A 26,255-nucleotide genomic window follows, 5' to 3' on the forward strand; every position below is an offset into this window, starting at 1 on the left:
GGCCGCCCTACTCCTTGGCCTCCTTGGCTTCGGGCACCGGGGCCGGCTTGCCCATCTTGGCGATGGTCCGGACGATGGCGAGGGCATCGCGGCGCAGCTGGTCGTCCTCGATCAGCGCGTAGGCGCGCAGGAGTTCGATGGCGCCCTGGGCGCTGAGGAAACCGAAGACGTCGGACTGCGTGCCGCCGGCATCGTCATCCTCGAAGAACGCCGAGACCGGCACTTCAAGGAGGCGGGCGATCTCGCGCAGGCGCCCCGCGCCGACGCGGTTCTGGCCCTTCTCGTATTTCTGAACCTGCTGGAAGGTCACACCGACGGCGGTGCCGAGCGCGGTCTGACTCAAGCCGCGCGCCTTGCGGAGGGCAGTGATCCGCAATCCGACGAGGCGATCAACATCGGTGGTCTGCTTAGGCATCATCTCTCGATTCAGTCCTTGAAGTTGACGTGACGTTAGCGCCCGGACCATCGGCGGAAACGGTTCGAAAAAGGTGATTTCACACGATCTCGTACGAACCACCCTTGAGTTCGGCTGCCTCGACGGTTGCCTCGATACGCTCAGCAGGGCCGCCCGAGTAGGTTTGCATCGGAAACTCAGCGCATCGTCTGCCTCAGCACTGACATTCGTATTGCTCGATTTCGGTCAGAATTCCACGCTGCCTGCAGCTTGACCACAAAGCCGGCCCGAAAGGCAAGCGCCCCGTTGGGACGACGACGCCTGCGGACCGGCCCCGGAGACGACGCGACAGGAGGATGGACGCCATGGGGGGACTTCAGGGTGGTACTTCCGGTTGTCGTCCCGCCTGGGCTAGGATGCTCGGCGACCCGAACCGCATCGAGAACCCCGGACATCCACCATGTATATCGCCATGAACCGCTTCAAGGTCGTCAAGGACTCGGCTGTGGATTTCGAGCAGGTCTGGCTCGGACGGGACAGCCAGCTGGGCGAGATGCCGGGCTTCGTCGAGTTTCACCTGCTGCGCGGGCCCGAGCACGAGGACCACATTCTCTACGCCTCGCATACGATCTGGGCGTCGAAGGCCGATTTCGAGGCGTGGACCCGTTCGGAGCAGTTCCGCAAGGCGCATGGCCGGGTTCCGACGACGAAGCCGCTCTACCTCGGCCATCCGCAGTTCGAAGGATTCGAGACGATCCAGACCCTGGGCGGCGCCGGTGCGGACGCCGCGGCCTGACACACGCGCGTCCGGGCCGGGATCGGGCCGGCCCGGTCCCCACCTTCACGCCGGACCGAGCTCACGCCGCGCGTGCCGCGGTCATCGCGTCAGGCGCGGCAGGAACGCCGCCGCGAGGCCGATGAGCGGGAGGTAGGCGCACAGGGCGTAGACCGTGACGATGCCGGCGTGATCGGCCACCTCGCCGAGGATCGCCGCGCCGAGGCCCCCCATCCCGAAGGCGAAGCCGAAGAACAGGCCGCCGACGAGGCCGATCCGGCCGGGCAGGAGCTCCTGCGCGTAGACGAGGATCGCCGGCATCGCCGAGGCCAGGATCAGGCCGATGGGCACGGTGAGCACCACCGTCCAGACCAGATCGGCGTGCGGCAGGGCGAGGGTGAAGGGCAGCACGCCGACGATCGAGCCCCAGATCACGGGTTTGCGTCCGAAACGGTCGCCGATGGGACCGCCCAGGATGGTGCCCGCCGCCACCGCGCCGAGGAACACGAACAGGTAGATCTGCGATTGCGCCACCGAAACGCCGAAGCGCTGGATCAGGTAGAAGGTGTAGTAGGACGAGAAACTCGCGAGATAGAAGTATTTCGAGAAGATCAGCGTCAGCAGGATCGCGATGGTGAGGCCGACCCGCCGGCGTGACGGGCCGGCGGCGATCCGGGTGCCGGTGCGGATGGCGGGACGCAGGGGCGCACGGAGCCGGCCGGCATACCAGCGGCCGACCCCGGTGAGCACGCCGATCCCGGCGAGGGCCACGAGGGAGAACCAGGCGACGCTCCCCTGCCCGTGCGGCACCACCACGAAGGCGGCGAGCAGCGGCCCGAGCGCCGTGCCGGCATTGCCGCCGACCTGAAACACCGATTGGGCGAGCCCGTATCGGCCGCCCGAGGCGAGGCGGGCGACGCGGGTCGCCTCCGGATGGAACACGGCCGAGCCGAGGCCGACGAGCCCCGCCGCCAGGAGCAGCAGCCCGTATTCCCACGCCACCGACAGCAGGAGGAGGCCCATGAGCGACGAGCCCATGCCGAGGGCCAGGGAGAACGGCAGCGGCCTGCGGTCCGTGTAGAGCCCGACCATGGGCTGGAGCACCGAGGCCGTGACCTGGAACACGAAGGTGATGAGCCCGATCTGGCCGAAATCCAGACGGAACTGCGCCTTGAGCAGGGGGTAGATCGCCGGAAGCAGGGACTGCACGAGGTCGTTGAGGAGATGCGACAGGCTGAGCGCCCCGAGCACCGCGAAAGCCGGCCCGGCCGCCGGCGTCACGGGACCGGATGTCGCCGGACCGGTCTCCCGCTCCGGCTGCGCACGCTGGCCCTCGCGGGCCGCCGCTTCGATGGTTCCTGACATGGACGCGTCCCGACGGGTCTTCGTTCCCGGGTCGCCTGCGCGCCATCGGTGTCGCGAACATGGCCGAAGGCGGCGTATCGGCGAGGGGGCTCGGGCAGGATCGCCGGAACGAGGTTTTCGCGCGGATAGGCCCGGCGGAATTCGAAGACCAGGACGTTCCCGGAGGCGGCCGAGACTTGTCCGTGGATAAGTCGAGGGATGATGGCGACTGGCCGATCCGATGGTTAACCCGGCATGATCCGTCCTGGTGCTGGTGTGTAAGGTCCGAGGATTGCGCCCCGATCTCATGAAACCGGGATCGAGCCGCGAACCGGCTCGATTTGAGACACTTTCCGCCCCACGACGGGACATGGCGCTCCAGATGTTTCAGGAACCGATCCACAAGATGCACCCGGGGGTGCCCATCAACGCCGCGGCCCGCCGCGACGTCTGGGCCGCGCTCCTGCCGCGACGCCGGCGCGCCGCCTTCCGCCTGGGAATCTCCACGGCCGTGGCCGCCGCCGATCTGCTGACCATCCTGGGCACGGCCTACGCGGTGGACGTGATCTATTCCTTCGGCGTGCTCGGCGAATTCCCGCCGAGCGGCGTGAGCGGTGGACTGCAGATCGCCGGCCTCGTGGCGGTGATGGTGCTGCTCACCAATCTGGCGCGGGAGGAATACAGTATCGAGACCTCGCTTTCCCACGGTCCGCACCTGCGGCGTACGGCGACCCTGTGGATCTCGGCCTGGGCGGTGGTGCTGATCCTCGGCTTCGCCACAAAGACCACCAACGACTTCTCGCGCATCGTATCCCTGGGCTTCTTCCTCGCCGGTCTGCCGATGATGATCGCCGTGCGCGCCGGCATGATCGGGCTGGTGCGCCGGGCGATCACGCCGGGCTCGGCCTCCATCAACCGCGTCCATCTCGTCGGGTTCGAAGAGGACATCGCGCGGTTCTACGCCCACAACGATGCCGAAGCCCTGGGACTTCGCGTCATCGGCACGAGCTACCTGCGCCGGATCGAGGGCGGTTCCGACGGCCTCGCCCGGCACACCCAGTTGGCCGAGGACCTCGATCTCGCCGTTTCGGTGGTGCGGTTCCTGCGCCCGGACGATGTCTTCATCCTGGTGCCGTGGTCCGAGGCCGACGACATCGAGCGCTGCATCGACGCGTTCCTGCGCGTGCCCGCCGCCCTGCACCTGCGTCCCGGCGCGGTGATGGACCGCTTCCCCGACCTCAAGGTCGGCCGCGTCGGCCGCCTGTCGGGCCTCAGCATCGGCCGCCGACCGCTCCAGGCCGGCGAGATCCTGCTCAAGCGGGCGGTCGACCTCACCCTGGCGGCCACCGCCCTCGTGATGCTGGCCCCGCTCTTCGCCGCCGTCGCGGTGCTGATCAAGCTCGACAGCCCCGGGCCGGTGTTCTTCCGCCAGCGGCGCTACGGCTTCAACCAGCAGCCGTTCGGCGTCTACAAGTTCCGCAGCATGAAGACGGAGGGCGATGCGGTCTTCCGTCAGGCCTCGCGCAACGACACCCGCATCACCCGCATCGGTGCCGTGCTGCGCCGCTCCAACATCGACGAGCTGCCCCAACTCATCAACGTCCTGCGCGGCGAGATGGCCCTCGTCGGCCCGCGCCCCCATGCCCTGGCCCACGATCGCAGCTTCGAGCGGCGCATCGCCCACTACGCCCGCCGCCACAACGTGATGCCGGGCATCACCGGCTGGGCGCAGGTGAATGGCCTGCGCGGCGAGACCCTGACCGACCTCGACATGGAGCGCCGCGTCGCCCACGACCTCCACTACATCGACAATTGGTCGATCTGGCTCGACCTCAGGATCATGGTCCAGACGGTGGTCTCGCCCCGCGCCTACAACAACGCGTTCTGAGGTGACGGAGCGGTCTACGACTCGACGGGCTTGCCGAGGCAGGCGCCGCACTCGCCCTCGACTTCGAGGATGCGGCTCGACGGCTTGAAGCCCGCCTTGGCCAGGGTGCGTCCGAGCTGATCCTCTATCTCGGGCGAAGTGGTCTCGTCGATGGAACCGCAATTGCGGCAGATCAGGAAGACGAGGCCGGCGCCGTCCGTATGGGCATGGCCGCAGGAGACGAACGCGTTGCGGCTGGCGATGCGGTGGACGAGGCCGTTCTCCGTGAGGAAATCGAGGGCGCGGTAGACCGAGACCGCCGCCACCCGCTTGCCCGGCCCGCTCAGGCGCTCGGCAATGTCGTAGGCGCCCAGGGGCCGCGCCTGCGACGCCACCACTTCGAGGACGTCCCGGCGCAGGCGAGTGAACTGGAGGTCGCGCGCCCGGCACACGGCCTCGGCCCGTGCCAGGGCCTCCTCCGGCCCGTGATGGCCATGACATCCCGCCTCGGCGTGCGTGCCCGCGTGGTCGTGCATGGGCTCCCGGTCCCCGTGAGACATGGCAGCACGATGATCTCGGGGGAAAACCGGTTTCCCCTTCGCGCATCGTGCTCCGGGCCGGTGAGCCGGCCCGTTGAATTTCGACGATGTTACAGTGTATCAGCGCGCAACGTAAGCCGATGCGCCCGTTCGGTCCGATTGACCCGTCCCGTGACCCGTCCCAGTCCCCCGCCCCGCCGCTCGCTGTTCCAGGCGGGCGCGCCCCTCCGCTTCGTCGTGGCCGCCGGTCTGGCCACCCTGCTCTGGGGCGCCATTCTGTGGGCCCTCGCATGAGCGCGCCCACGGCGGGCAGTGTGCCCGCGACGGGCGCCATCGCGCTCCACGGCCTGACCCTGGGCTACGATCGCCACCCGGCCGTTCACCACCTCGACGGTACGATCCAGGCCGGTGCGCTGCTGGCCCTCGTCGGTCCCAACGGCGCCGGCAAGTCGACCCTCCTCAAGGGCATCGTCGGCGAGGTGCCGTGCCTCGACGGCCGGATCGACCGCCCGGGCCTCGCCGGCGCCATCGCGTACCTGCCGCAATCGGCCGAGATCGACCGGGGCTTCCCCCTGCGGGTCCTCGACCTCGTGGCCATGGGCCTGTGGCGCCACATCGGTCCGTGGCGCCGGGCGGCGCCCTATCGCGACCGGCTGACCGAGGCCCTCGCCGCCGTCGGCCTCGTCGGCTTCGAGGACCGGCCCATCGGCACCCTGTCGGGCGGGCAGTTCCAGCGCGCCCTGTTCGCCCGCCTCATCGTCCAGGATGCCCGCGTCATCCTCCTCGACGAACCGTTCACCGGCGTCGACGGACGCACCAGCGCCGACCTCCTGCGCCTCATCGGCGCGTGGCACGGCCAGGGCCGCACCATCGTCGCCGCCCTGCACGACCTCGCCCAGGTCCGAGGCCATTTCCCCCAGACCCTGCTGCTCGCCCGCGAGCCGGTGGCCTGGGGTCCGACGGATCGAGTCCTGACTCCGCACAACCTCGCCCGCGCCCAGACCCTGTCGGAGGCCTGGGACGAGGACGCGGCGATCTGCGGCCGGGCGGGCGACGGACACGCCCCCTCGCACGCCCCCTCGCACGCGCATGCGCATTCTCACGGGCCTGCCCACGATCTCACGCACGGGCATGCCCAGGACCACGGCCACCGGGACGCTCCGTGATCGATACCCTGATCGACTGGCTCTTCGGCCCATTCCTCGAATTCGGCTTCATGCGGCGCGCCCTCGTCGGCTGCCTCGCCCTGTCCCTGTCGGCTCCGCCCGTGGGCGTGTTCCTGATGCTGCGGCGCATGAGCCTGATGAGCGACGCCATGAGCCACGCCGTCCTGCCGGGGGCGGCCATCGGCTTTCTCGTGGCGGGCTTGTCCCTGCCGGCCATGACCCTCGGCGGTCTCGCGGCCGGCCTCGCCGTGGCGCTCCTGGCCGGGGCCGTCACCCGCTCAACCCTCATCAAGGAGGATGCGAGTCTCGCCGCGTTCTACCTCATCTCGCTCGCCGCCGGCGTGGTGCTCATTTCCCTGCGCGGATCGCAGATCGATCTCCTGCACATCCTGTTCGGCACCGTTCTGGCCCTGGACGATCCGGCCCTGCTGCTGCTGGGGGGCATCGCGACCATCACCCTGTTCGGGCTCGCGGCCCTCTACCGCCCCCTGGTGATGGAATGCGTCGACCCGCTGTTTCTGCGCACGGTGAGCCGGGCGGGCGGGCCGGTCCACTACGCCTTCCTCGGGCTCGTGGTGCTCAATCTCGTGGGCGGCTTCCAGGCGCTGGGCACCCTCCTGGCGGTGGGCCTGATGCTGCTCCCGGCCATCACCGCGCGGTTCTGGGCGGCCGACCTCGGCGGCATGATCCCGGTCTCGGTGGTGTTCGCCATGGGCGCGAGCGTGGCGGGGCTGACCGTGTCGTACCGGGCGGACCTGCCCACGGGCCCGGCCATCGTGCTGGCCGCCGGCGCGTTCTACGTGATCTCGCTCGTCATCGGCCCACGCGGCGGGCTGATCCGCCGCTTCGTCCGGGCGCGCCACCTCGAAGGATAGCGCCGGGAGGCGCCCTTCCACGACCTACAGGTTGAACAGGCTCATGATGCCGGACACCAGGGCGTAGACGAAGCCCGCGTTGAGCAGCACGCCCAGGGCCCCGACGGCGAGACCGGCCAGAACGACGACGCCGTCGCGCTCGACGAGGCCGAGACCCACGAGGCAGATGGCGAGCCCCAGGGGAATCTGCCCGACGATGGGGGCCGCGACGATGAGCGCCAGGGAGAGGGTGAGCAGGATCAGGCCGACGCCGCGCAGGCCTATGCCCGTCTCGAACAGGCTCATGCGCGGACGCGACCAATGTTCGAGGCGCCGCAGCAGGGGGACGGCCCGGTTCGCGGCCCGCTCGACATCCTTGCGGGCCACGGAGCGCCGCAGGAGCGCGCGGGGCAGCCACGGAGAGGACATGCCGGCCGTGATCTGCACCGCCACGAGAAGCAGCAGCAGCCCGCAGACCAGGGGGATCGGCGGAGGCATCGGCAGGCAGTTGGGCAGACCGAGGATGACGATCAGCAGGGCGAAGGCACGATCCTTCAGCACCGCGACGATATCGCCGACGGTCAGCCGCTCGCTCTCCTGCTCGGAGAGGACGGTCAGCACTTCGGAAGTTCGGGCACCTGGAGACAAGAAAGCTCGGCCATTGGCGACGGTCCTGTCGCGGGCTGTAGCCTAGTCGGGCACCGGCGCCAAGCGGACCGATCGGGGACGGTTCGTCCCGCGTGCGCCAGCGCGCATGGGCGCCGACCCAATCATAGACTGGGAAGATAAACTTGGAAACACCTCAAGTAAGAACCGACACCCTTCGGTAGCCCCTGTCCATAACAACCCAATAATCCTGCGCTCCTCAAATCGAGACTCGTACAATTCTCGATTTTATCTATACTTCCCCCACACGTTGTGGAGGTCTCCGCATGTGACCGGGCCGGGACGAACCAAGGGCCGAGGGCGCCGACGGGCAGCATGGGCGGTGGGCGCCGGGCTGATCCGCGTGCTCTTCGGATTCGGCTCCGTACAGGCCCAGGACAAGCCAACCCAGAACAATCCGGCTTCCCTCCTGCTGTTCGGCAGCCTCGAAGCCGGTCCCTCGACCTTCGTCGGCACCGGCGCGAAGCTCGCCCTCGACCGGATCGACCGCGAGGGCTTCGTCGCCCTGGCGAGCCTCGGTGCCGGCACGCGGCGGGAGGGGGCGGGCCGGCGCGAGACCGCCACCGGTGCGGCGGTGGTCGGCTACCAGTGGTTTCGCGACTGGGGCGTGATCGCCGCCTATGGCGGGATCGAGGGCTCCGTCGAGGCCCTGACCATGGGCGGCGCGACCCGCTTCGAACCCGTCCGCCTCGGGGTGCGGCTGCACGGCGAAGTCTGGGCACGCCCGGCCGAGACGACGCTCCTCACGGCCACCGCGATCCTCGATTCGTCCCGGACCGCCGCCTGGGGCCGGCTTTCGTGGGGCTGGCGACTGGAGCCGTGGCCGGGCTGGAATCCCTATCTCGGCCCCGAATTCGCCCTCTACGCCGACCGCACCGGCTACCGGAAATGGAACTTCGGCGTCCACGCGACGGATTTCGCCATCGGGCGCTTCAGCCTGCGCACCTCGGCCGGCCTCCAGTTCGAACCGCAGGGGCCCGCAAGCCCCTACGTCGCCCTTACCGTGTGGACGCCCTGGTGAAGTCGCGGCTCAGCCCTTGGTCCGCAAGGCCGAGCGCCCGCCATCGACGCCGATGACCTGGCCGGTGATCCAGGCCGCCTCCTCCGACACGAGGAAGCTCGTCAGGCCGGCGATGTCCTCGGGCGTTCCGAGGCGCTGCATCGCGTGCATCGCGGCGATCCCCGAGGCGAGGGTGGCGCTGCCCGTGATCGCAGCCGACAGCGGCGTGCGGGTGAGCGACGGCGCCACCACGTTGACGCGGATCTGCGGGCTCAGTTCGGCGGCGAGCGACAGGGCGAGGCCCTCGACCGCCCCCTTGGCCATGGCGACGGAGGCGTGCGCCGGGAACCCTTGCGCCACCGCCACCGTCGAGAACAGGACCACGCCCGCCCCGGTCTCCCCGGCGCCGGCCTTGAGCGCGGGGGCGGCGGCCTGGATGGCGAGGAATGCACCCAGGGCGTTGATACGAAAGTCGGTCTCGGCATCGTCGGCGGTCAGCTTGGCGAGCGGCCGAAGGTTGATGGTGCCGACCGCGTAGACGAGGCCCGCGAGTTCAGGACCGGCTTCCTCCGTCGCCTGAGCGAAGAAGGCCGGGTCGGTGACGTCACCGGCGGTGAAGGTGGTGTCGCCGAGCTCCGCCGCCGCCGCCTCGAGGCGCCCGGCATCACGGGCCGCGAGATGCAGGGAATAGCCGCGCCGGCGCAAGGCGTCCGCCGTCGCCCGGCCGATGCCGCCCGTGCCGCCGTAGAGGATGACCCGCTTCATGCCTGCTCCCATTCCGTTCGCGAAGGATTAGGTAAGGCGCGCGGGGGCGACGTGGAGCGCCCTCCACCCGGATCGCCCCATCCGTGGAGTCGCAGCCCCCCGAGCGAGACAGGCCCATGAAGTTCGCCTTTGCCGGCATCGATTTCCTCGGGGGCGTGTTCGAGAGCCTCGTCGAGGCGGGTTGGACCCCGATCAAGCTGTTCACCCGCCCCTGTGACGGGATCTACGATCACAACGAGGTCGTGGTGGCCCAGGCACGCCGGCACCGGTTGCCGATGCAACTCTCGCGGATCAAGGCGTCCGACATGGAGGCCCTGGCCCAGTCGCACGGCCGCGACTGGGCCCTGGTGGTGGCGGGCTATCCCTGGCTGATCCGGGACTGGCGCGGATCGGCGGCCTACGGTGTCAATTTTCATCCCTCGCCCCTGCCCATGGGGCGCGGCCCCTACCCGCTGTTCAAGGCGGTGGCCGATGCCCACACGGAATGGGGCGTCACCGCCCACGTGCTCGGCGAGGAGGGGTTCGATACGGGCGACATCCTCGCGCAGGAGCGCTTCGTCCTGTCGGGGGACGAGACCCACGAGAGCCTGCTCTCCAAGTGCCAGATCGCGGCACGTCGCCTTGCCGCCGGCCCCATCGCCCGCGACCTGCCGGCCCGCTGGCGCGGGGCCGAACCCCAGGGCGAGGGCTCGTACTGGCCCCGCGTCACCGACGCCGACCGCACCCTCGACTTCCGAAGCGACGTGGCGGCGATCCTGCGGCGGGTGCGCGCCTTCGGGACCATCGAGACCATCGCGCGGCTCGGCGACAACCGCGTCTACGTGGCGGCGGCGGAGGGCTGGTCCGAACCCCACCGCCACACGCCCGGCACGGTGGTCCACCGCTACCGCCGGCACATCGTCATCGCGGCCCGCGACGGCTACATCCAGCTCAACCGGTGGAGCCCGGTGGCGATGACGGAAGCCGGCCATCTCGGGCGGTAGACGGAGCGATCAGAGCTTGAGGCGGCGTACGCTGCGAGCGTGAACCAGGGCCAGAACGAGAATGCCATCGGCATCCTCTTCGCAGAGGATGATATGTCTCTCGTGCTCATGGCGCCGGACGTCCGGCGCGATGATTCGGGCCGACCGGCCAAGACCGAGGGTCTCGGCGAGCAGCCGGAAACAACGTTCGAGTTCAACGCGATAGCGTTCGGACTGCGTTTCGCCGAACCGTTCAAGCCCGAACAGAAAGACATCGAGCAAATCGCTCTCTGCCCGGCGCGTCAGCCTATACCTAGCCACGCAACGTCCCGCGGCTGCGGGCAATCTCGCGGGCCTGCTCGAAGATTTCTTCCACGTTGAGCGGACTTATCCCGCTCGCCCTGGCGTCCAGCACGACCTGACGCACCTCTTCCAGGGCCATGTCCTGGCTCCGTCGCTCACGGTCACGGCGGATCAAATCCCGGACGTAATCGCTTGAGCTGGCATAGGCGCCGGTCTCGATCTGAGCCTCGACCCAGTCCTTCATCGGCCCCGGCAGGGAAACCGTCATCGTCGCCATGCATCCCCCGATCTCGTCGCACATCCGAATAAGCATATATCACAAAGACGCTTAAACCGCCATTTTTCGAACGCAGGCTCTCCCCATGGCGCGGATGCGCAAGAAGGCCGATTTGCCCACCAAGATCTGCGCGACCTGCGGCAAGCCGTTCGCGTGGCGCAAGAAGTGGGAGCGGGTGTGGGACGAGGTGCGCTACTGCTCCGACCGTTGCCGGACCGAGGCCAAGCGCACCCGGCCGCAAGCGGAATCCTGACGGGTCAGACGAGACCCGCGAGGGCTTCGGGGGTGTCGACATCCTGGAGTACGGCGGCATCCATGGCGACTTCGCGGATGTCGGTGCGCCGTGCGAGCAGCCGACCCGCCCCCTGATCGCCGGTCAGGGTCGCGAGATCGGCCGCGAGGCGTCGCCGGTTGAGCAGCACCGGATTGCCGCGCTGGCCGGCATGGACGGGCACCACGGCGGCCGGATCGCCCCCGCGAAAAGCTTCCGTCAGGGCGGTGAGGTGGTGGGCCGTGATGCGTGGCATGTCGGCGAGCAGAACGAGGATCGCGTCCGCCTGCGGCAGGGCGGCAAGGCCCGCCTGGAGGGACGTGGACAGGCCCTCTTCATAGGCCGAGTTGTCGATGCAGGTGAGGTCGAGCCCATCGAGGGCCGCGCGGATGGCTGGCCCATGGGCACCGATCACCGCCACCACCGGGCCGAGTCCGGAGGCGAGTGCGGCCCGAGCGGCGTGGCGCACCAGGGGTTCGCCGTCGAGGACACTCAGGAGCTTCGGGGTCGCTCCGAAGCGGGTGCCGCGTCCGGCGGCCAGCAGCACGAGGCCGTAATCAACCGTCATCGTCATCCGCCGGGGTACCGCCGGAGCGGGGCTGGGGCCGCGAGACGATCTCCATGAGGAGACCGCCGACGCCGAGGCCGACGATGTCGGCGCGGGTGACGGCGAGACCCGCGAGCAGCCGGTGCAGCACCCAGTCGAACCCGTTTTCCTTCGGGGAGCGGGCGCAGCCGGGGGCACCGATCACCGGCACGTCGCCGAACGACCCGACGAGGAGGAGGTTGCCGGGATCGACGGGCATGCCGAGGTGATCGACCCGGCCGCCGGCGGCCTCGATGCCGGCCGGGATCACGTCGCGCCGGTCGGTGATGGCGGAGGCGCCGAACACCACGACGAGGTCGGCGCCCTCCGCCGCGAGCGCTCGGATCGCCCCACCGACGGCCCCGGCCCCGTGCGGCACCCGTGTGTCGGCGACGATCGCCGCCCCCGTGGGCGCGAGGCGCCGGGCGAGCGTCGCCAGGGTCTTGTCGATGGTCGCTTCCTTGAGGCCGGGCAGCCGGGTCGAGACCACGCCGACGCGGGCCCGGACATAGGGCGCGACCCGCAGGGCGGCGTCCGGCGCGGCGCGGCAGGCACGCTCCAGGGCGGCGCCGGCGACGGCGTAGGGAATGATCTTGACGGTGGCGACCATCTCACCGGCCACCACCGGGCGATAGGCCGGCAGGGTCGCCACGGTGATGGCCTCGTCGACGGCGTTCACGGCGTCGATGCCGGCCCGGTCGATGAGCAGGAGCCCGGCCTCCCGGGCGAACAGGTTGCAGCGGCCCGTGAAGGGCGGCTCGCGGCGCAGGCCCGACCCGGCGAGGCGGATGGCGAGGCGCTCCGCCGCCGCGTCTTCGCCGACGTCGCCCGGTTCGAAGCTCACCGCCACGAGTTCGGCGAGACCCGCCGCGTCGAGGCGGGCCGCGTCCTCGGCCGGGATCGGCCGGCCCTTGCGCAGGGTCACGTCGTGGGCACGGACCGTATGGGCGGCGATGAGCCCCCCGGCCTCCCGGGTCGGGACGGAGCCGAATCTCATCGCGCCGCCGCGGAACGGGGCGCGCGCTGGGCCTCGACGATCTGGCCGAGGATCGACACGGCGATCTCGGCCGGACTCACGGCGCCGATATCCAGGCCGATGGGCGCGGCGATCCGGCCGATGGCGTCCTCAGTAAATCCGACCGCTCCGAGCCGGGCGACGCGGGCGGCGTGGGTCTTCCTCGAGCCGAGGGCCCCGACATAGAAGCAGTCCGCCCGCAGGGCCGCCATCAGGGCCGGGTCGTCGATCTTCGGATCGTGGGTCAAGGCGGCCACGGCGCAGTAGCGGTCCAGGGCCGGCACCGCGCCTCCGAAGGCCTCGTCGGGCCACAGGGTAACGAGGTCGATGCCGGGAAAGCGCTCCGGCGTGGCGAAGGCCGTGCGCGGGTCGATGACCGCGACGTCGAGGTCCAGGGCCGTCGCCATGGGGCAGAGGGCCTGGCTGATATGCACGGCCCCGACGATCACGAGGCGCACGGGCGGCGCCTGCACCGTGAGGAAGAGCGGGCGGCCCTCGACCTCGGCGAGACTGCTCTTGCCTGAGGCGAGGCGCTGACCGAGGAGATCCGCGAGGGGGTCGGCGGCGATCTCGGCCTCGCGCACCACGCGCTGGGTGCCGCCATCGAGGTCCGTCACCAGGATGGCGGCGCGCCGGGCGGCGCGCTCGGCATTGAGGGCGGTCAGGGCATCGAGTTGCATGGCGGCGGCCTCAGGTCACGGGCTCGACATAGACGCGGATGCGCCCGCCGCAGGAGAGGCCGACCCGCCAGGCGGTCTCGTCGGCGACGCCGAACGCGACGACGCGGGCCCGTCCGTCGGCGATGGCCTCCATCCCCTCCGTGATCACCGCGCCCTCGACGCAGCCGCCCGAGACCGAACCGAGGAAATTGCCGTCGGCATCGACCACGAGGTGGCTGCCGACGGGCCGGGGGGCCGAGCCCCAGGTCTCGATCACCGTGGCCAGCGCCACGCCGCGCCCGGCGCGGCGCCACGCCTCGGCCGTGCTGAGGATGTCGGTCTCGGTGGAGAGCATGGGGTGACTCCGGAACGGGAACGAGCGCCCCGTCTCCTCGCAACACGAAGAACGGCAGGTAGGCTCCCCCGGACAGGCAACAATGCGACCGGCGCGCCCCTTATGCCAGGACGTGACTTTCCGCACGGAGAGCGCCAGCCTATCCTGACGTTGGTTTCCGAAGTTCAGTGCGAGGGTAGGCCCGATGAGACGATTCGCGGCGATCCTCGCCCTCATGCCCGCCGCCGCCCAGGCTCAACCGGTGCCTTCCCCCATCAGGATCGGCCTGTCGGCGCCCCTGACCGGGCCGGACGCCGCCTTCGGCCTCGGCATGCGCGGGGCGGCCGAGCAGGCCGTAGCCGACATCAACCGGGCGGGCGGCGTCAACGGACAGCGCCTCGCCCTGGTGGTGGCCGACGATGCCGGCGATCCGAAGCAGGGGCTGGCGGTGGCGCGCCGCTTCGCCGCCGAGCGGGTCGGCCTCGTGGTCGGCCCCCTCAACGCGGCCGTGGCCGGGGCGGCGATGCCGGCCTATGCGGAGGCCGGCATCGTCGCGGTGACGCCGGGGGTGACCTGGGCACCCCTGACGGCGCGCGGGTTCGGGACCGTGTTTCGCACCTGCGCCAACGAAGCCGGACAGAGCGCCCTGGCCGGCACGTATCTCACCGAGCGTTTCGCCAACCGCCGCATCGGCCTCGTCCACGACAAGACCACCTTCGGCCGCGGCCTCGTCGATGGCGTCGCCCGCGTCCTCAAGGCTGCGGGCCAGACGGAGGCCGCCTTCGAGGCCCTGGCTCGGGGCGACAGGGACTTGTCCGGCCTCGCCGCCCGCCTGAAGCGCGCGCGGGTGGAGGTGGTGTATTTCGGTGGCCTCGCGGCGGAGGCGGGCCTGCTCCTGCGGGCCCTGCGCGAGGCGGGGCTCGACGCCCCCCTCGTCGGCAGCGACGGCCTGCTCGACAAGGAGTTCTCGCAGGTGTCCGCCGCCGACGGCACGGTGATGACCCTGGCCCCCGCCCCCCGCCTGCCCGAGGCGAAGCTGGCGCCGGCCAAGCCGCGCTCCCCGGAAACCGAGGCCTTCGCGGCCCAGAGCTACGCCGCCGTAGAGGTGCTGCGCGCCGGCATCCTGGGCGCGCAATCGAGCGAGGGCCGGGCGGTGGCGGCCTTCCTCCACGGCGGCACGCCGGTGAAGACCGTGCTCGGCGCCCTCGCCTACGATGCGCGCGGCGACCTCACGCCGGACCCACGCCGGCCCGCCTACGCCCTTCAGGTCTGGCGCCGGACCCCGGACGGCCGCATCGATTACGCGGGCAACACCGTCGATCCATGAGATTTGGGGGGCCGCCGAAACGAGCCCCCGAAGTACGCTTCTCCCCGAAGGAAGTGCTCTTTACCCCGAAGCGAGCCCCGACCGGGACCTGGGTTCCGGGGAGGCGGCGGCCGAGAGCCTGTCGATGAAAATCGACGGTGGGCGGGAAAAGCTTGCTTCGCGCCGATCCGAACATTATGTCGGGGCAACGCTCGCCGGTGTTGCGCATCCGATGGGATCGGACCCGCCGCCCGCCGCGTTTTGCCGAACGGCTTCGTTTTATGTTCCGGGTCGCCCCGTTCAGGCTGTCCCGCTTGGAGAGTGTGGATGGCGAAAGAAGAGTTGATGCAGTTCGACGGTCTCGTGATCGAGATCCTGCCGGACGCACGCTACCGCGTGCAGCTCGACCAGGGGCACGAGATCGTGGCCTACACGGCCGGCAAGATGAAGAAGAACCGCATCAAGACTCTGGCCGGCGACCGCGTCACCGTCGAGATGTCGCCCTACGACCTCGAGAAGGGCCGCCTCGTGTTCCGCCACAAGGACGAACGCTCCGCCGGTCCGCGTCCGCCGATCCGTGGTCAGTTCCGCCGCCGCTGAAGGCTTCGGCGCGACGCGCCGTTCAGGTTTGCGACGATCGATACACGGCAATGCCCGCTCACGCGGGCATTGCCGTTTCTATTCGACCTACTTCCCGAACCGTTCGAACTTCGGGAAACTCCGGGTCATCAGGGCGCCGGCATCGGAGCGGTGGCCCAGCCATTTCTCCAGAATGCCGGCATTGGCCAGCCGCACCTCGCCACCGGTCTCGCGCCAGGGCAGGCCCTCGGCGAGGGTGAAGACGCAGGCATCCGTCAGGGTGGTCTGACGGCAGCGCTGCAGGCGCACGCCCTTGCCGCGCACGAGTTCGGGCATCTCCGCGATGGGGAAGACGAGGAGCAGGCGGTCGGCGCTGCAGACGGCGACGTGATCGCCGACCGCCGGCACCAGCAGGGTCGCGGTGGCCGGGTCGTCGAGGCCCATGATGCCCTTGCCCTTGCGGGTGTTGGCCACCAGGGCATCGGCCGGCGCCAGGAAGCCGCGCCCGTCGGAGGCCGCGACCAGGAGCTTGGTGCCGGGCTGATACGGCAGGGCCGCGACGATCTCGGTGCCGTCGTCGAAATCCACCATGAGGCGGATCGGATCACCGAAGCCGCGCCCGCCGGGGAGCTTGGCCGCCTCCAGGGTGAACACCTTGCCGTTGGACGCGAGCACGAGGATCTTGGCCGTCGTCTCGCTCGGGAAGGCGATCTTGAGGTTGTCGTCGCCCTTGAAGGCGACGCCCGAGAGGTCCGCGACATGCCCCTTGAGGGCCCGGATCCAGCCCTTGGCCGAGACGATGACGGTGATCGGCTCACGCTCGACCATGGCCGAGGTGAAGTCGATACCGGCCGTGTCGGGCGGGTTCTCGAGGGTGGTGCGCCGGGCGCCGATCTTGGTCTCGGGTCCGAAGGTCTTCTTCACCGCGCGGATCTGCTTGGTGATGTCGGCCCATTGCAGCTTGTCGGAGCCGAGCAGTTCCTCGATTCCGAGCTTCTCCTTGGTAAGGGTATCGAGCTCGCGCTTGAGCTCCATCTCCTCGAGCTTGCGCAGGGAGCGCAGGCGGGTGTCCAGGATGGCGTTGGCCTGGACTTCAGTCAGTTCGAACCGCTTCATCAGGGCGGGCTTCGGCTCGTCCTCCTCGCGGATGATGCGGATGACCTCGTCGAGGTCGAGGTAGACGATGAGCAGGCCGCCGAGGATTTCGAGGCGCCGGTCGATCTGGCCCAGGCGGTGGCGGGCGCGGCGCTGGAGCACGACCCGGCGGTGGTCGAGCCACTCGCGCAGGGCTTCGGCGAGGCCGATGACCCGGGGGACGAGGCCGCCGACCAGGACGTTCATGTTCAGCGAGATACGGGCTTCGAGCTCGGTGAGCCGGAACAGCGATTCCATCAGGATGACGGGATCGACGTTGCGGGCGCGCGGCTCCAGGACGATGCGCACGTCCTCGGCGGACTCGTCACGCACGTCGGCGAGCAGGGGGAGCTTGCGCTCCTGCAGCAACTCGGCGAGTTTTTCGATGAGGCGCGCCTTCTGCACGCCGTAGGGAATCTCCGTGACGACGATGGTCCAGGTGCCGCGGCCGAGATCCTCCTTGGCCCAGCGGGCGCGCACCCGGAAGCCGCCGCGCCCGGTGCGGTAGGCCTCGGTGATGGAGTCGGCGCTGTCGATGAGGATGCCGCCGGTGGGAAAATCCGGCCCCTTCACGAAGGTGAGGAGCTGGGCCGAGGTCGCGTCGGGATGGCCGATGAGGTAGAGCGCCGCGTCGCAGAGTTCGGCGGCGTTGTGCGGCGGGATCGAAGTCGCCATGCCCACCGCGATGCCCTGCGAGCCGTTGGCGAGCAGGTTCGGGAAAGCGGCCGGGAGCACCACCGGCTCCTCTTCCTGCCCGTCGTAGTTCGGGCGGAAATCGACGGAATCGTCGTCGAGGCCTTCCATCAGGAGGCGCGCGACCTCCGTCATCCGGGCCTCGGTGTAGCGCTGGGCGGCGGCGTTATCGCCGTCGATGTTTCCGAAATTGCCCTGGCCGTCGACGAGCGGATAGCGCTGGGCGAAGTCCTGGGCCATGCGCACGAGGGCGTCGTAGGCCGCCGTGTCGCCGTGCGGATGATACTTGCCGATGACGTCGCCGACGATGCGGGCGCATTTCTTGAATGCCGAGGTCGGATCGAGCTTCAGCAGCCGCATGGCGAACAGGATGCGCCGGTGGACGGGCTTCAGGCCGTCGCGGGCATCGGGCAGGGCCCGGTGCATGATCGTCGAGAGGGCATAGGCGAGGTAGCGGTCCTCCAACGCGGATTTCAGCTCGACGCTCTCGATGCCGTCGGAGCCCGACGGCGGCTCGAAGGGCTGGCCCATCACGATCTCCGGGGGCGCCGACGCCCCAAATCAGAACGAATCAAGAACATGGTCTAGGCGCTTCCCGTGCCCAAGGCAACGAAGCGCGCCCGCGCGTCCGGGGGCGGCAACGCGCGCGGTCCCCAGATGTGCAGATCGAGGAAGTAACCCGTCAAGGTAAACCCCGCGGTAACGTCGCGGCCCGCGGGGGTCATCGGCAGCGACCCCGCGTCTCGCTCGCGCAGAAAATCGGGCAGCGCCAGGAGCCTGTCCCGATACGGCTCGCCGGCGGAGGCGCTCACCGCCCGGCCGGAACGGGGCGAGACGTAGATCAGGGCGTCGTTGCCGCCCGTCGCCGCGCAGGCCGACAGGTCGAGGCCGAATCCGAGTTCGGCGAGGATCGCGAGTTCGAACCGCACCATGAGGGGCGGGGCGATGTCGGGATCGTGCAGGTGGTCGATGAGGATGCGGGCGGCTTCGTAGAGTTCGGGATGGGGATCGCGCTCAGGCAGCAATCGGAGGAGGCCGGCGAGGTGGGCGATGCCGTGAAGCGCGAGCCCCGAGCCCATGAGACGCGCGGCCACCGATTCGATGGGCTCGACGGCGTAGGCGCCGAGGCTGTCGTCGAGGCGCGCGCGCCACGTGGCTTGGACCCGGTTGCCGGGCTGGAGCACGGGCTGCATCCGGCGCGAGCGCCCGCCATGGACGAGGCCGAGATGGCGTCCATGGGCGGCGGTCATCAGTTCGAGCACCACGCTCGTCTCGCCCTGTCGACGCAGGCCGAGCACGAGGCCGTCGTCGGTCCATTGCATGCCTTTCCATAGGCCGATGCCGGCGGGAAGGAAAAGCGCGACGGCAGCAAAGATTGCACCAATGATCCATTTCCCGCAGGGCGGGAATACGCTTAAGCTTGTGGGTGAAGCGGAGGGGCACGGAGATGGCGATGGGTGGTCCGGCTCGGCTCCTGCTCCTGGGTCTGGCATGCGCGCTCTCGGCGTGCACGCCCCGCGCGCCGGCCCCCTCCCCCGGCGCGACGCTCCGCACCCGCGTCGCCGCCCTCGCCCTGGCCCAGGTGGATTTCGGTTCGGTGTCGGTGATCCCCGTGCGGTTCGAGCACAGCCGCATCGCCGGGCCGTTCGAGGATGGCGGGCGCACCCTCTACTGCGTCTCGACCCGGATGAAGGGCCGGACCTTCGGCAAGGGCGAGCGGGCGAAGGCGGTGATCCGCGATACGGGCGGCGTGCTCAGCGTGCTCCCGGACGACGAAGAACTCTGCAGCGGCCACCGCACGGAACCATTCCCGGAGTTGGAGACCCTCGGCAACCCGGCCTGACGCCCCCTTGCCCGGGCCGCGCGGCGATGAAACCATGCCCGCATGCCCAGACACCCTTCAACCGAACGTCCCCTGAGCCTGAGCCTCGACCTCATCGCCCGCGCCCATCCCGACCCCGTCCGCGACGACCCGACGGCGCTGGCCCTCCTCACCGACGACGAACTCGGCCCCGGCCTCGCCCGGGCGCTCACCCGGCGTCCGCGTACCGAGAACGGCCTGTGGGTGTTCGGCTACGGCTCCCTGATCTGGCAGCCGGAATTCGCCTTCAGCGAGCGGCGCACGGGGACGGTGCGGGGCTACCATCGCCGGTTCTGCCTGTTGCAGCGGCGGTTTCGCGGCAGCACGGACCGGCCCGGCCTCGTCCTCGCGCTCGATCGCGGCGGCCTGTGCCGGGGCGTTGCGTTCCGGCTGCCGGGCGACGATCCGCACGTGACCCTGCTGCCGGTCTGGCGCCGGGAGATGCGCGGCAACGGCTACGAATCCCGCTGGGTGGTGGTCGAGACCGCCGACGGCCCGGTGACGGCCCTCACCTTCGTCGTCAACCGCGCCAGCGACCGCTACACCGGCCGCCTCACGGAACCCGAGATCGCCGACCGCATCGCCACGGGCGCCGGGCATCTGGGGCCCAGCGCCGAATACCTGTTCCGGACCGCCGAGGCCTGCGCGCGCGAGGGGATTTTGGACCTCCACCTGTGGAACCTGCAGGCGCTGGTGGCCGAGCGGCTGGAGGCGCGGGCCGCCTCCTGATTCTCGGAGAAAGCATCCGGGTTCGAAGGGCTCGCCCTTCGTGGGTCCAGGGCAAAGCCCTGGAAGAAACGTCGGGCTCTGCCCGACACCCGCCGAGGGGATGATCCCCTCGGAACCCCGGATCAGTTCACCTCCACCTGCACCACCCCCGGCACGGCCCGCAGGGCCCCGGCGATCTGCGGCGTCGCCTGGTACTTGCCCGGCAGCTTGACCTCGACCTCGCGGTCGCCGTTGTCGAGGAGGAGGATGAGGGAGACCTCGCCCTCGCCGCGCACCTGCAGGCGCTGCTGCACGGAGGCGATGGGGCGCTCGTCGCGGAGGTAGACGCGCATGCCCTTCTGGTGGCGGGCCACCGCCGCGTCGAGGGGTTCGGCGGTCATGATGCGGGCGCGGACATCCTCGCCTTCGAGGTTGGCCTGGAGTTGGAGGACGAGGGGCCGGCCGGGCTCCAGGATCTCGCGGTAATGACCGAGGCCTTCCGAGAAGATGATCGCCTCGAAGTGACCGGTCTGGTCCGACAGGATGACGATGCCGAGCTTGTTGCCGGTCTTGGTGCGCCGCTCCGAACGGTCGAGGACGGAGGCGGCCACGCGCCCGACGCTGGTGGTGCCGGCCCGCACGGCCCGGCAGAACTCGGCCCAGGTCTGGACCCGGAGTTTTTCCAGAAGGCCCGAATACTCGTCCAGCGGATGGCCCGAGAGGAAGAAGCCGATGGCGTCGTATTCGCGCTTGAGTTTTTCCGCCATGGGCCAGCCCTCGTAAGGGGGCACCCGCAGGGTGACATCGGTCGAGGTGACGCCGCCGAACATGTCGGCGATGCCGGTGCTCTCGGCCTCGGCCGCCCCTTGCGCGAGCTTCATCATCGGCTCGATGGCCGCGCATGCCCGCGCCCGGTCGGGCTCGAGCCCGTCCATGGCGCCGGCGGCGACGAGGTTCTCCAGGGTCCGCTTGTTGATGAGGCGGGGGTTGATGCGCCGGGCCAGGCACGCGAGTTCCTGGAACGGCGTGTCGCCCCGCGCCTGGACGATCGCCTCCACGGCGCCGCGCCCGACGCCCTTGATGGCCGACAGGGCGTAGATGATCCGCCCGTCCGTCACCTCGAAGTTGACGCCCGAGGTGTTGATGGACGGCGGCTCGACGACGATCTTGAGGCGCTGGGCGTCCTGGCGGAACTCGGCGAGCTTGTCGGTGACGTCGATGTCGAGCTGCATGGCGGCGGCCAGGAACTCGACGGGGTGGTTCGCCTTCAGGTAGGCGGTCTGGTAGGTCAGCAGGGCGTAGGCGGCGGCGTGTGACTTGTTGAAGCCGTAATCGGCGAACTTGGCGAGCAGATCGAAGATCTCGTCGGCCTTGGCCTTGGTGAGCTCGCGCTCCATGCAGCCCTTCACGAAGCGGTCGCGCTGGGCGTCCATCTCGGCCTTAATCTTCTTGCCCATGGCGCGGCGGAGCATGTCGGCCTCGCCGAGCGAGTAGCCGGCGAGGACTTTCGCCACCTCCATCACCTGTTCCTGGTAGACGATGATGCCGAAGGTCTCGCGCAGGATCGGCTCCAGCTTGGCGTGCGGATACCAGCTCGCCTCGTTGCCGGCATCGCGCCCGAGCTTGCGCTCGCAATAGACCGGAATGTTGGCCATGGGGCCGGGGCGGTAGAGCGCCACGAGGGCGATGATGTCCTCGAACCGGTCGGCCTGCATCTCGACGAGCGCCTTGCGCATGCCGGCGGATTCCACCTGGAACACGCCGACCGTCTCGCCGCGCTTCATCGGCAGGTAGGTCGCCTCGTTGTCCAAGGGCAGCGAGGCGAGATCGACGATGATCCCGCGCTTCTTCAGCAGATCGGTGCAGTACCGCAGCAGCGTGAGCGTCTTTAAACCCAAAAAATCGAACTTCACGAGGCCGGCGGCCTCGACCCACTTCATGTTGAACTGGGTCACCCGCATGCCGGTCTTCGGGTCGCGGTAGAGGGGGACCAGCTGTTCGAGGGGCCGGTCGCCGATGACCACGCCGGCGGCGTGGGTCGAGGCGTGGCGGTGCAGGCCCTCGAGCTTCTTGGCGATCTCCATGAGGCGGGCGACGATGGGCTCCTCCTCCATGGCCGCCTGAAGCTTCGGCTCGCCCTCGATGGCCTGGGTCAGGGTCACGGGGTTGGCCGGATTCTGCGGCACCAGCTTCGTCAGCTTGTCCACCTGTCCGTAGGGCATCTCCAGGACGCGGCCGACGTCGCGCAGGACGCCGCGCGCCTGCAGGGTGCCGAAGGTGATGATCTGCGCGACCTGCTCGTGGCCGTAGCGCTCCTGCACGTACTGGATCACCCGCTCGCGGCCATCGACGCAGAAGTCGATGTCGAAATCCGGCATCGAGACGCGCTCGGGATTGAGGAAGCGCTCGAACAGCAGGCCGAACCGCAGGGGGTCGAGGTCGGTGATGAGAAGCGACCACGCCACCAGGGAGCCGGCACCCGAGCCGCGGCCCGGGCCCACGGGGATGTCGTGGTCCTTGGCCCACTTGATGAAGTCCGACACGATGAGGAAGTAGCCGGGAAACTTCATGCCGACGATGACGTCGAGCTCGAAGGCGAGGCGGTCGCGGTAGACCTGTTCGGTCATGCCGGGCGCCGTGCCGTGCTGGGCGAGACGCAGGTCGAGGCCGGCGATGGCCTGGGCCCGCAGTTCCTCCGGCTCGGACCGGACCACCTCGACGGCGGACTCGTTGGCGACGGCCTCCGCGGCCACCCGTGCGAAATTGGGCAGGATGGGTTTGCGCGTGCGCACGCGGTAGGCGCAGCGCATGGCGATCTCGACGGTGGCGTTGAGCGCGTCCGGCAAGTCCGAAAACAGTTCGGCCATCTGCGCGCGGGTGGTGAAGCCGTGGCGCGGGGTGAGCTTGCGGCGGCGCTCATCGGAGACGAGGCGCCCGTCGGCGATGGCGAGCAAGGCGTCGTGGGCGTCGTAGTCGCCGGTCTTGGCAAAGAACGGCTCGTTGGTGGCGACGATGGACAGGCCGTTGGCATCGGCGAGCCGGAGCAGCTCGCGCTCGATCATGCGCTCGTCGGACAGGCCGTGGCGGAGAATCTCGACGTAGAGATTGTCCTCGCCGAAGGCCGCCTTGAGCTGGGCGAGGCGCGCGGCGGCGAGTTCGGCCCGGCCCTGGCGCAGGACGGAATCGAGGGGTCCGGTGGTGCCGCCCGTCAGGGCGATGAGGCCGCCGGCGCATTCCGCCAATCCCGCCGCGCTCACCCGGGGAGCATCGCCCAGGGCACCGTCGAAATAGGCACGGCTCGCGAGGCGCAGGAGGTTGGCGTAGCCGGCCTCGTCCTGGGCCAGGACCACGACGTTGGCGCATCCCCCCTGCGCCTGGGGGTTGCGCGCCATGGGGTCGGGCGCCTCGAAGGCGACGGTCACCTGAAGGCCGGCGATGGGCTGGAGGCCCGCGCCCGAGGCCTTCTCGGAGAATTCCAGCGCCCCGAACAGGTTGTTGGTGTCGGTGAGCGCCAGGGCCGGCTGCCGGTCGGCGGCGGCCGCCTTGACGATGTCCCCGACCTTCAGCGCGCCTTCGAGGAGCGAGAACGACGAGTGAACATGGAGGTGGACGAAGCCGGGATCTTTGAGGATGCGCGCCATGCTTCCATCAGCCCGAGTCGCGGTGAACGATCCATCAAGAACGATCGGGGCGCATGGTTTGGCTGTGGAAGGCTGCCCTCCGTGATGCGTCGGCAACGCTATCGCAACGGCGCCAAGGCTACGGCCCAGGCGGCGACCGAAACCGCCAGGAGCCCGAAGGCCATGAACTCGACCGCGCTGGTGAGGATCATCCGCTTGAACATGGGAAGCGCCTTTCGTTGAGGCCCTCAGTTTTGTTCTTGTTTTGTTCCTTGTAAAGCGAAAAATCGATCGGGTGCGCCGCAGAGTCAACGAAACGTGAAGCGATCGCGAGCGGCATGAATTCGCGCGTGATGTGAGCGACACCTCCATCGGCACGGCAAGGATTCCCTTCGAAGCTGCCGGTCGCAACGGAGAGAATCCGCGTTTTCCCCGGCCCGTAGAACGGTCGAGCTCCATGAGCTCCCGCCCATTGTTGCCTGCGAGAACGCTGCGTCGATGCCGATCGCGTCACCACGGGATGACGGAGACGATCGCTCTACCTATTTCAGCGGCACCTTTCGGGTCCCGCATCACAGACCGATCATGCAAATCAAGCTGGTGGCCGTCGGCTCCCACGGCGACATCCTACCCTTCATCGGCCTCGGCGCCGAACTCGTTCGGCGCGGGCATGCCGCAATTCTGGCAGCGCCCGCTCCCTTCGCGGAGCTGGCGGCCCGCGTGAACCTGCCGTTCCATGCCCTGGGGACGCGGGCCGATTACGATCGGACCGTCAGTGTGCCCGACCTGTGGCACCCGCGGCGGGGGGCCTTCGTCCTGTTCGACCAGCTCGGCCCGACGACGGAACAGACCTACGACTGGCTGGCGCGCACGAACCGCCCGGGCGAGACCCTCGTGGTCGCCTCAACCCTCGGCCTCGGCGCGCGGGTGGCGCAGGACAAGCTCGGACTGCCCGTCGTCACCGTCCACGTCATGCCCCTGCTGGTGGAGAGCCGGCACGCCGCACCGGTTCTGCCGGGCATCCCCCTCGCCCATCTCCTGCCGTCACGCCTTCGGCACTGGCTCGGCCGGGGTGCCGACCGCTACGTGATCGGCCCGGCCGCCCTGCCACAACTCAATGCCCTGCGCCGGCGCCTCGATCTCGCACCCGTGCGCCGCCTGCGGCACTGGTGGAACAGCCCGACGCGGATTCTGCTGATGTTTCCCGACTGGTTCACCGCTCCGCAGGCGGATTGGCCGGCGCAGGCCGCGCAGGTCGGCTTTCCCCTCGTCGATCGCCTCGGCGACACGGAAAGCCTCAGCGGTGAGCTGATGGCCTTCCTCGAATCCGGTCCGGCGCCCCTGGTGTTCACCTACGGCTCGGCGATGCGCCAGGGACAACCCTTCTTCCGGACGGCCTGCGCCCTGTGCCGGTCCACGGGCCGGCGTGGGGTGCTGCTGGCCCCCGAGGCGGGTCAGGTGCCTGCGGATCTGCCCGAGGGCGTGATCCATGTCCCCTACGCGCCCTTGAGCGCGCTGCTGCCGCGCGCCGCCGCCCTGATCCACCACGGCGGCATCGGCACCGTGGCCCAGGCCCTGGCCGCGGGCGTGCCGCAGCTCGTGGTCCCGGTGGCGTTCGACCATTTCGACGAGGGCCTGCGCCTCCAGCGCCTCGGCGTCGGCGCCGTGCTCGGCCGGCGCCGGTTCACCGCCGCGCGGGCCGCCCAGATCCTGACCCGTCTCCTGGCCTCGGACACCGTGGCGCGGGCCTGCGCGGAAGCGCGGGTCAGGATGACGCGGGAAAACGGGGTGGCGGCCGCCTGCGACGAGATCGAGCGCCTGATGGGGGTTTGAGGCGGTCGGATCAGTCGAGCTGCTCGATCAACCCGTCCCGGATGGTCACCCGCCGGTCCATGCGGGCGGCGAGCTCCATGTTGTGCGTCGCCACCAGGGCCGCGAGCCCGGAGGCGCGCACGAGCGAGACCAGGATGCCGAAGACGTGGGCGGCCGTGTGCGGGTCGAGGTTGCCCGTGGGCTCGTCGGCCAGGAGCAGGCGCGGGCCGTTGGCGACGGCGCGGGCGATGGCGACGCGCTGCTGCTCGCCGCCCGACAGCTCGGCCGGGCGGTGGACGAGGCGCTCCTTGAGGCCGAGGAAGCTCAGGAGCTCGGTGGCGCGGGCCTTGGCCTCCCTGTTGGACAGGCCACGGATGAGCTGGGGCATCACCACGTTCTCCAGGGCCGAGAACTCGGGCAGGAGATGGTGGAACTGGTAGACGAAGCCCATCTCCTCGCGGCGGATGCGGGTGCGCTCGGAATCCGCCATGGCGGCGGTGGGCCGCCCGCCGATGAAGACTTCGCCGGCATCGGGCCGTTCCAGCAGGCCGGCGATGTGCAGCAGGGTCGATTTGCCGGCGCCCGAGGGGGCGACCAGGGCGACGAGCTCGCCGGGCCAGATGGCGAAATCGGCGCCGCGCAGGATGTCGAGCGCCCCGGCCCCCTGGGTGTAGCGCCGCTCCACCTTGGCGAAGAACAGGGCCGGGACCGGCTGCGCGCCGGGCGCCTCGGCTGTCGTGGTCATGGGACTCCTAGGGCTTTCGC

At 69.8% G+C, this 26,255-nt stretch carries 28 protein-coding genes; 13 read left to right on the plus strand and 15 right to left on the minus strand.

Features of this window, described 5'->3' with window-relative positions:
• Positions 1-7: 7 nt before the first annotated feature.
• Positions 8-418 (minus strand): helix-turn-helix domain-containing protein, encoded by a 411-nt coding sequence (locus ASF28_RS06125; protein ID WP_056089010.1) that lies wholly within the window; start codon positions 416-418, stop codon positions 8-10.
• A 436-nt stretch (positions 419-854) separates the two neighbouring features.
• Here ASF28_RS06125 and ASF28_RS06130 point away from each other — a divergent pair, with 436 nt between their 5' ends.
• Positions 855-1,190: an antibiotic biosynthesis monooxygenase family protein gene (locus tag ASF28_RS06130; protein ID WP_056089012.1), complete on the plus strand. Its 336-nt coding sequence runs from the start codon at positions 855-857 to the stop codon at positions 1,188-1,190.
• Between the two features lie 81 nt (positions 1,191-1,271).
• Here ASF28_RS06130 and ASF28_RS06135 read toward each other — a convergent pair whose 3' ends face one another.
• Positions 1,272-2,534, minus strand: coding sequence for an MFS transporter (locus ASF28_RS06135; RefSeq protein ID WP_082476023.1), 1,263 nt, complete (start codon positions 2,532-2,534; stop codon positions 1,272-1,274).
• Positions 2,535-2,895: 361 nt separating this feature from the next.
• Here ASF28_RS06135 and ASF28_RS06140 point away from each other — a divergent pair, with 361 nt between their 5' ends.
• Complete coding sequence (locus ASF28_RS06140; protein ID WP_056091304.1) at positions 2,896-4,401, plus strand: exopolysaccharide biosynthesis polyprenyl glycosylphosphotransferase; 1,506 nt, start codon at positions 2,896-2,898, stop codon at positions 4,399-4,401.
• Between the two features lie 14 nt (positions 4,402-4,415).
• On the opposite strand, the gene ASF28_RS06145 is transcribed toward ASF28_RS06140, so the two are convergent.
• Positions 4,416-4,916 (minus strand): Fur family transcriptional regulator, encoded by a 501-nt coding sequence (locus ASF28_RS06145; RefSeq protein WP_056089015.1) that lies wholly within the window; start codon positions 4,914-4,916, stop codon positions 4,416-4,418.
• Positions 4,917-5,090: 174 nt separating this feature from the next.
• Here ASF28_RS06145 and ASF28_RS23550 point away from each other — a divergent pair, with 174 nt between their 5' ends.
• The 3 genes from ASF28_RS23550 to ASF28_RS06155 are packed head-to-tail and all read left to right on the plus strand — an operon-like array spanning position 5,091 to position 6,960.
• Positions 5,091-5,213 (plus strand): hypothetical protein, encoded by a 123-nt coding sequence (locus ASF28_RS23550; RefSeq protein ID WP_274533110.1) that lies wholly within the window; start codon positions 5,091-5,093, stop codon positions 5,211-5,213.
• A complete protein-coding gene (locus ASF28_RS06150) occupies positions 5,210-6,085 on the plus strand; it encodes a metal ABC transporter ATP-binding protein (RefSeq protein WP_056089017.1) in 876 nt (291 codons plus the stop codon). The genes ASF28_RS23550 and ASF28_RS06150 overlap by 4 nt, the downstream gene beginning before the upstream one ends.
• 50 nt (positions 6,086-6,135) lie before the next feature.
• Positions 6,136-6,960 carry a metal ABC transporter permease gene (locus tag ASF28_RS06155; protein ID WP_082476126.1) on the plus strand — a complete coding sequence of 275 codons (825 nt, stop codon included), beginning with the start codon at positions 6,136-6,138 and terminating at the stop codon, positions 6,958-6,960.
• A 24-nt stretch (positions 6,961-6,984) separates the two neighbouring features.
• Here ASF28_RS06155 and ASF28_RS06160 read toward each other — a convergent pair whose 3' ends face one another.
• A complete protein-coding gene (locus tag ASF28_RS06160; RefSeq protein WP_056089021.1) occupies positions 6,985-7,587 on the minus strand; it encodes an exopolysaccharide biosynthesis protein in 603 nt (200 codons plus the stop codon).
• Positions 7,588-7,948: 361 nt separating this feature from the next.
• Between ASF28_RS06160 and bcsS the strand changes: the two genes are divergently transcribed.
• Positions 7,949-8,626 carry a cellulose biosynthesis protein BcsS gene (gene bcsS / locus ASF28_RS06165; protein WP_244474906.1) on the plus strand — a complete coding sequence of 226 codons (678 nt, stop codon included), beginning with the start codon at positions 7,949-7,951 and terminating at the stop codon, positions 8,624-8,626.
• Positions 8,627-8,635: 9 nt separating this feature from the next.
• Here bcsS and ASF28_RS06170 read toward each other — a convergent pair whose 3' ends face one another.
• Positions 8,636-9,370 (minus strand): SDR family NAD(P)-dependent oxidoreductase, encoded by a 735-nt coding sequence (locus tag ASF28_RS06170; RefSeq protein WP_056089023.1) that lies wholly within the window; start codon positions 9,368-9,370, stop codon positions 8,636-8,638.
• A 116-nt stretch (positions 9,371-9,486) separates the two neighbouring features.
• Between ASF28_RS06170 and ASF28_RS06175 the strand changes: the two genes are divergently transcribed.
• Positions 9,487-10,353: a methionyl-tRNA formyltransferase gene (locus ASF28_RS06175; RefSeq protein WP_056089027.1), complete on the plus strand. Its 867-nt coding sequence runs from the start codon at positions 9,487-9,489 to the stop codon at positions 10,351-10,353.
• A gap of 9 nt (positions 10,354-10,362) precedes the next feature.
• On the opposite strand, the gene ASF28_RS06180 is transcribed toward ASF28_RS06175, so the two are convergent.
• Both ASF28_RS06180 and ASF28_RS06185 read right to left on the minus strand, forming a co-directional pair.
• Entirely contained in the window at positions 10,363-10,653 is a 291-nt protein-coding gene (locus ASF28_RS06180; protein WP_056089029.1) for a type II toxin-antitoxin system RelE/ParE family toxin, read from the minus strand.
• Positions 10,646-10,912 (minus strand): type II toxin-antitoxin system ParD family antitoxin, encoded by a 267-nt coding sequence (locus tag ASF28_RS06185; protein ID WP_056091312.1) that lies wholly within the window; start codon positions 10,910-10,912, stop codon positions 10,646-10,648. Before ASF28_RS06185 ends, ASF28_RS06180 begins: the two co-directional genes overlap by 8 nt.
• Positions 10,913-10,997: 85 nt before the next feature.
• Between ASF28_RS06185 and ASF28_RS21525 the strand changes: the two genes are divergently transcribed.
• A complete protein-coding gene (locus ASF28_RS21525; RefSeq protein WP_187272959.1) occupies positions 10,998-11,165 on the plus strand; it encodes a DUF2256 domain-containing protein in 168 nt (55 codons plus the stop codon).
• Between the two features lie 4 nt (positions 11,166-11,169).
• On the opposite strand, the gene ASF28_RS06190 is transcribed toward ASF28_RS21525, so the two are convergent.
• Genes ASF28_RS06190 through ASF28_RS06205 form a run of 4 tightly spaced genes read right to left on the minus strand, consistent with a single transcriptional unit; the run spans position 11,170 to position 13,798 of the window.
• Positions 11,170-11,751, minus strand: coding sequence for a nucleotidyltransferase family protein (locus ASF28_RS06190; RefSeq protein WP_443189711.1), 582 nt, complete (start codon positions 11,749-11,751; stop codon positions 11,170-11,172).
• Positions 11,741-12,766 (minus strand): molybdopterin-binding protein, encoded by a 1,026-nt coding sequence (locus ASF28_RS06195; RefSeq protein ID WP_056089036.1) that lies wholly within the window; start codon positions 12,764-12,766, stop codon positions 11,741-11,743. Before ASF28_RS06195 ends, ASF28_RS06190 begins: the two co-directional genes overlap by 11 nt.
• Entirely contained in the window at positions 12,763-13,464 is a 702-nt protein-coding gene (locus tag ASF28_RS06200) for an XdhC family protein (RefSeq protein WP_056089038.1), read from the minus strand. The genes ASF28_RS06195 and ASF28_RS06200 overlap by 4 nt, the downstream gene beginning before the upstream one ends.
• Before the next feature lie 10 nt (positions 13,465-13,474).
• The gene (locus ASF28_RS06205) at positions 13,475-13,798 is read right to left on the minus strand and encodes an XdhC family protein (RefSeq protein WP_056089041.1); all 324 of its coding nucleotides are present in this window, start codon (positions 13,796-13,798) and stop codon (positions 13,475-13,477) included.
• A gap of 184 nt (positions 13,799-13,982) precedes the next feature.
• Here ASF28_RS06205 and ASF28_RS06210 point away from each other — a divergent pair, with 184 nt between their 5' ends.
• Together ASF28_RS06210 and infA are read left to right on the plus strand one after the other, a co-directional pair.
• On the plus strand, positions 13,983-15,104 hold the full coding sequence (locus ASF28_RS06210) for a branched-chain amino acid ABC transporter substrate-binding protein (RefSeq protein WP_056089044.1): 1,122 nt from the start codon (positions 13,983-13,985) through the stop codon (positions 15,102-15,104).
• A 306-nt stretch (positions 15,105-15,410) separates the two neighbouring features.
• Positions 15,411-15,683: a translation initiation factor IF-1 gene (gene infA / locus ASF28_RS06215; protein WP_055879197.1), complete on the plus strand. Its 273-nt coding sequence runs from the start codon at positions 15,411-15,413 to the stop codon at positions 15,681-15,683.
• An 87-nt stretch (positions 15,684-15,770) separates the two neighbouring features.
• Here the strand turns inward: infA and parC are convergent, their stop codons facing one another.
• Together parC and recO are read right to left on the minus strand one after the other, a co-directional pair.
• The gene (parC, locus tag ASF28_RS06220; RefSeq protein WP_056089046.1) at positions 15,771-18,020 is read right to left on the minus strand and encodes a DNA topoisomerase IV subunit A; all 2,250 of its coding nucleotides are present in this window, start codon (positions 18,018-18,020) and stop codon (positions 15,771-15,773) included.
• 53 nt (positions 18,021-18,073) lie between these two features.
• A complete protein-coding gene (gene recO / locus ASF28_RS06225; protein WP_056089050.1) occupies positions 18,074-18,811 on the minus strand; it encodes a DNA repair protein RecO in 738 nt (245 codons plus the stop codon).
• Positions 18,812-18,942: 131 nt separating this feature from the next.
• On the opposite strand from recO, the gene ASF28_RS06230 reads away from it, so the two are divergent.
• Both ASF28_RS06230 and ASF28_RS06235 read left to right on the plus strand, forming a co-directional pair.
• Positions 18,943-19,332 (plus strand): hypothetical protein, encoded by a 390-nt coding sequence (locus tag ASF28_RS06230; RefSeq protein ID WP_056089053.1) that lies wholly within the window; start codon positions 18,943-18,945, stop codon positions 19,330-19,332.
• A 42-nt stretch (positions 19,333-19,374) separates the two neighbouring features.
• Complete coding sequence (locus ASF28_RS06235) at positions 19,375-20,079, plus strand: gamma-glutamylcyclotransferase (protein WP_056089055.1); 705 nt, start codon at positions 19,375-19,377, stop codon at positions 20,077-20,079.
• Positions 20,080-20,201: 122 nt separating this feature from the next.
• Here the strand turns inward: ASF28_RS06235 and dnaE are convergent, their stop codons facing one another.
• Positions 20,202-23,699 (minus strand): DNA polymerase III subunit alpha, encoded by a 3,498-nt coding sequence (gene dnaE / locus ASF28_RS06240; protein WP_056089058.1) that lies wholly within the window; start codon positions 23,697-23,699, stop codon positions 20,202-20,204.
• A 564-nt stretch (positions 23,700-24,263) separates the two neighbouring features.
• On the opposite strand from dnaE, the gene ASF28_RS06245 reads away from it, so the two are divergent.
• Complete coding sequence (locus ASF28_RS06245) at positions 24,264-25,511, plus strand: glycosyltransferase (protein WP_056089061.1); 1,248 nt, start codon at positions 24,264-24,266, stop codon at positions 25,509-25,511.
• A 10-nt stretch (positions 25,512-25,521) separates the two neighbouring features.
• Here ASF28_RS06245 and ASF28_RS06250 read toward each other — a convergent pair whose 3' ends face one another.
• The gene (locus ASF28_RS06250; RefSeq protein ID WP_056089064.1) at positions 25,522-26,235 is read right to left on the minus strand and encodes an ABC transporter ATP-binding protein; all 714 of its coding nucleotides are present in this window, start codon (positions 26,233-26,235) and stop codon (positions 25,522-25,524) included.
• Positions 26,236-26,255: the final 20 nt, after the last annotated feature.

Origin of the sequence: Methylobacterium sp. Leaf99 (assembly GCF_001422375.1) — a bacterium.
GTDB lineage: Bacteria > Pseudomonadota > Alphaproteobacteria > Rhizobiales > Beijerinckiaceae > Methylobacterium.

What these genes read in the sequence shown, in the direction of transcription:
- ASF28_RS06205 (WP_056089041.1), bottom strand. Translation starts at nt 13,798, where the DNA reads ATGCTCTCCACCGAGACCGACATCCTCAGCACGGCCGAGGCGTGGCGC.
- ASF28_RS06185 (WP_056091312.1), bottom strand. Translation starts at nt 10,912, where the DNA reads ATGGCGACGATGACGGTTTCCCTGCCGGGGCCGATGAAGGACTGGGTC.
- dnaE (WP_056089058.1), bottom strand. Translation starts at nt 23,699, where the DNA reads ATGGCGCGCATCCTCAAAGATCCCGGCTTCGTCCACCTCCATGTTCAC.
- ASF28_RS06175 (WP_056089027.1), top strand. Translation starts at nt 9,487, where the DNA reads ATGAAGTTCGCCTTTGCCGGCATCGATTTCCTCGGGGGCGTGTTCGAG.
- ASF28_RS06230 (WP_056089053.1), top strand. Translation starts at nt 18,943, where the DNA reads ATGGGTGGTCCGGCTCGGCTCCTGCTCCTGGGTCTGGCATGCGCGCTC.
- ASF28_RS06245 (WP_056089061.1), top strand. Translation starts at nt 24,264, where the DNA reads ATGCAAATCAAGCTGGTGGCCGTCGGCTCCCACGGCGACATCCTACCC.
- recO (WP_056089050.1), bottom strand. Translation starts at nt 18,811, where the DNA reads ATGCAATGGACCGACGACGGCCTCGTGCTCGGCCTGCGTCGACAGGGC.
- ASF28_RS06195 (WP_056089036.1), bottom strand. Translation starts at nt 12,766, where the DNA reads ATGAGATTCGGCTCCGTCCCGACCCGGGAGGCCGGGGGGCTCATCGCC.
- ASF28_RS06250 (WP_056089064.1), bottom strand. Translation starts at nt 26,235, where the DNA reads ATGACCACGACAGCCGAGGCGCCCGGCGCGCAGCCGGTCCCGGCCCTG.
- ASF28_RS06150 (WP_056089017.1), top strand. Translation starts at nt 5,210, where the DNA reads ATGAGCGCGCCCACGGCGGGCAGTGTGCCCGCGACGGGCGCCATCGCG.
- ASF28_RS06125 (WP_056089010.1), bottom strand. Translation starts at nt 418, where the DNA reads ATGATGCCTAAGCAGACCACCGATGTTGATCGCCTCGTCGGATTGCGG.
- ASF28_RS06140 (WP_056091304.1), top strand. Translation starts at nt 2,896, where the DNA reads ATGTTTCAGGAACCGATCCACAAGATGCACCCGGGGGTGCCCATCAAC.
- infA (WP_055879197.1), top strand. Translation starts at nt 15,411, where the DNA reads ATGGCGAAAGAAGAGTTGATGCAGTTCGACGGTCTCGTGATCGAGATC.
- ASF28_RS06155 (WP_082476126.1), top strand. Translation starts at nt 6,136, where the DNA reads ATGCGGCGCGCCCTCGTCGGCTGCCTCGCCCTGTCCCTGTCGGCTCCG.
- ASF28_RS06135 (WP_082476023.1), bottom strand. Translation starts at nt 2,534, where the DNA reads ATGTCAGGAACCATCGAAGCGGCGGCCCGCGAGGGCCAGCGTGCGCAG.
- ASF28_RS06130 (WP_056089012.1), top strand. Translation starts at nt 855, where the DNA reads ATGTATATCGCCATGAACCGCTTCAAGGTCGTCAAGGACTCGGCTGTG.
- ASF28_RS06200 (WP_056089038.1), bottom strand. Translation starts at nt 13,464, where the DNA reads ATGCAACTCGATGCCCTGACCGCCCTCAATGCCGAGCGCGCCGCCCGG.
- parC (WP_056089046.1), bottom strand. Translation starts at nt 18,020, where the DNA reads ATGGGCCAGCCCTTCGAGCCGCCGTCGGGCTCCGACGGCATCGAGAGC.
- ASF28_RS21525 (WP_187272959.1), top strand. Translation starts at nt 10,998, where the DNA reads ATGGCGCGGATGCGCAAGAAGGCCGATTTGCCCACCAAGATCTGCGCG.
- ASF28_RS06145 (WP_056089015.1), bottom strand. Translation starts at nt 4,916, where the DNA reads ATGCACGACCACGCGGGCACGCACGCCGAGGCGGGATGTCATGGCCAT.
- ASF28_RS06235 (WP_056089055.1), top strand. Translation starts at nt 19,375, where the DNA reads ATGCCCAGACACCCTTCAACCGAACGTCCCCTGAGCCTGAGCCTCGAC.
- ASF28_RS06190 (WP_443189711.1), bottom strand. Translation starts at nt 11,751, where the DNA reads ATGACGGTTGATTACGGCCTCGTGCTGCTGGCCGCCGGACGCGGCACC.
- ASF28_RS06210 (WP_056089044.1), top strand. Translation starts at nt 13,983, where the DNA reads ATGAGACGATTCGCGGCGATCCTCGCCCTCATGCCCGCCGCCGCCCAG.
- ASF28_RS06170 (WP_056089023.1), bottom strand. Translation starts at nt 9,370, where the DNA reads ATGAAGCGGGTCATCCTCTACGGCGGCACGGGCGGCATCGGCCGGGCG.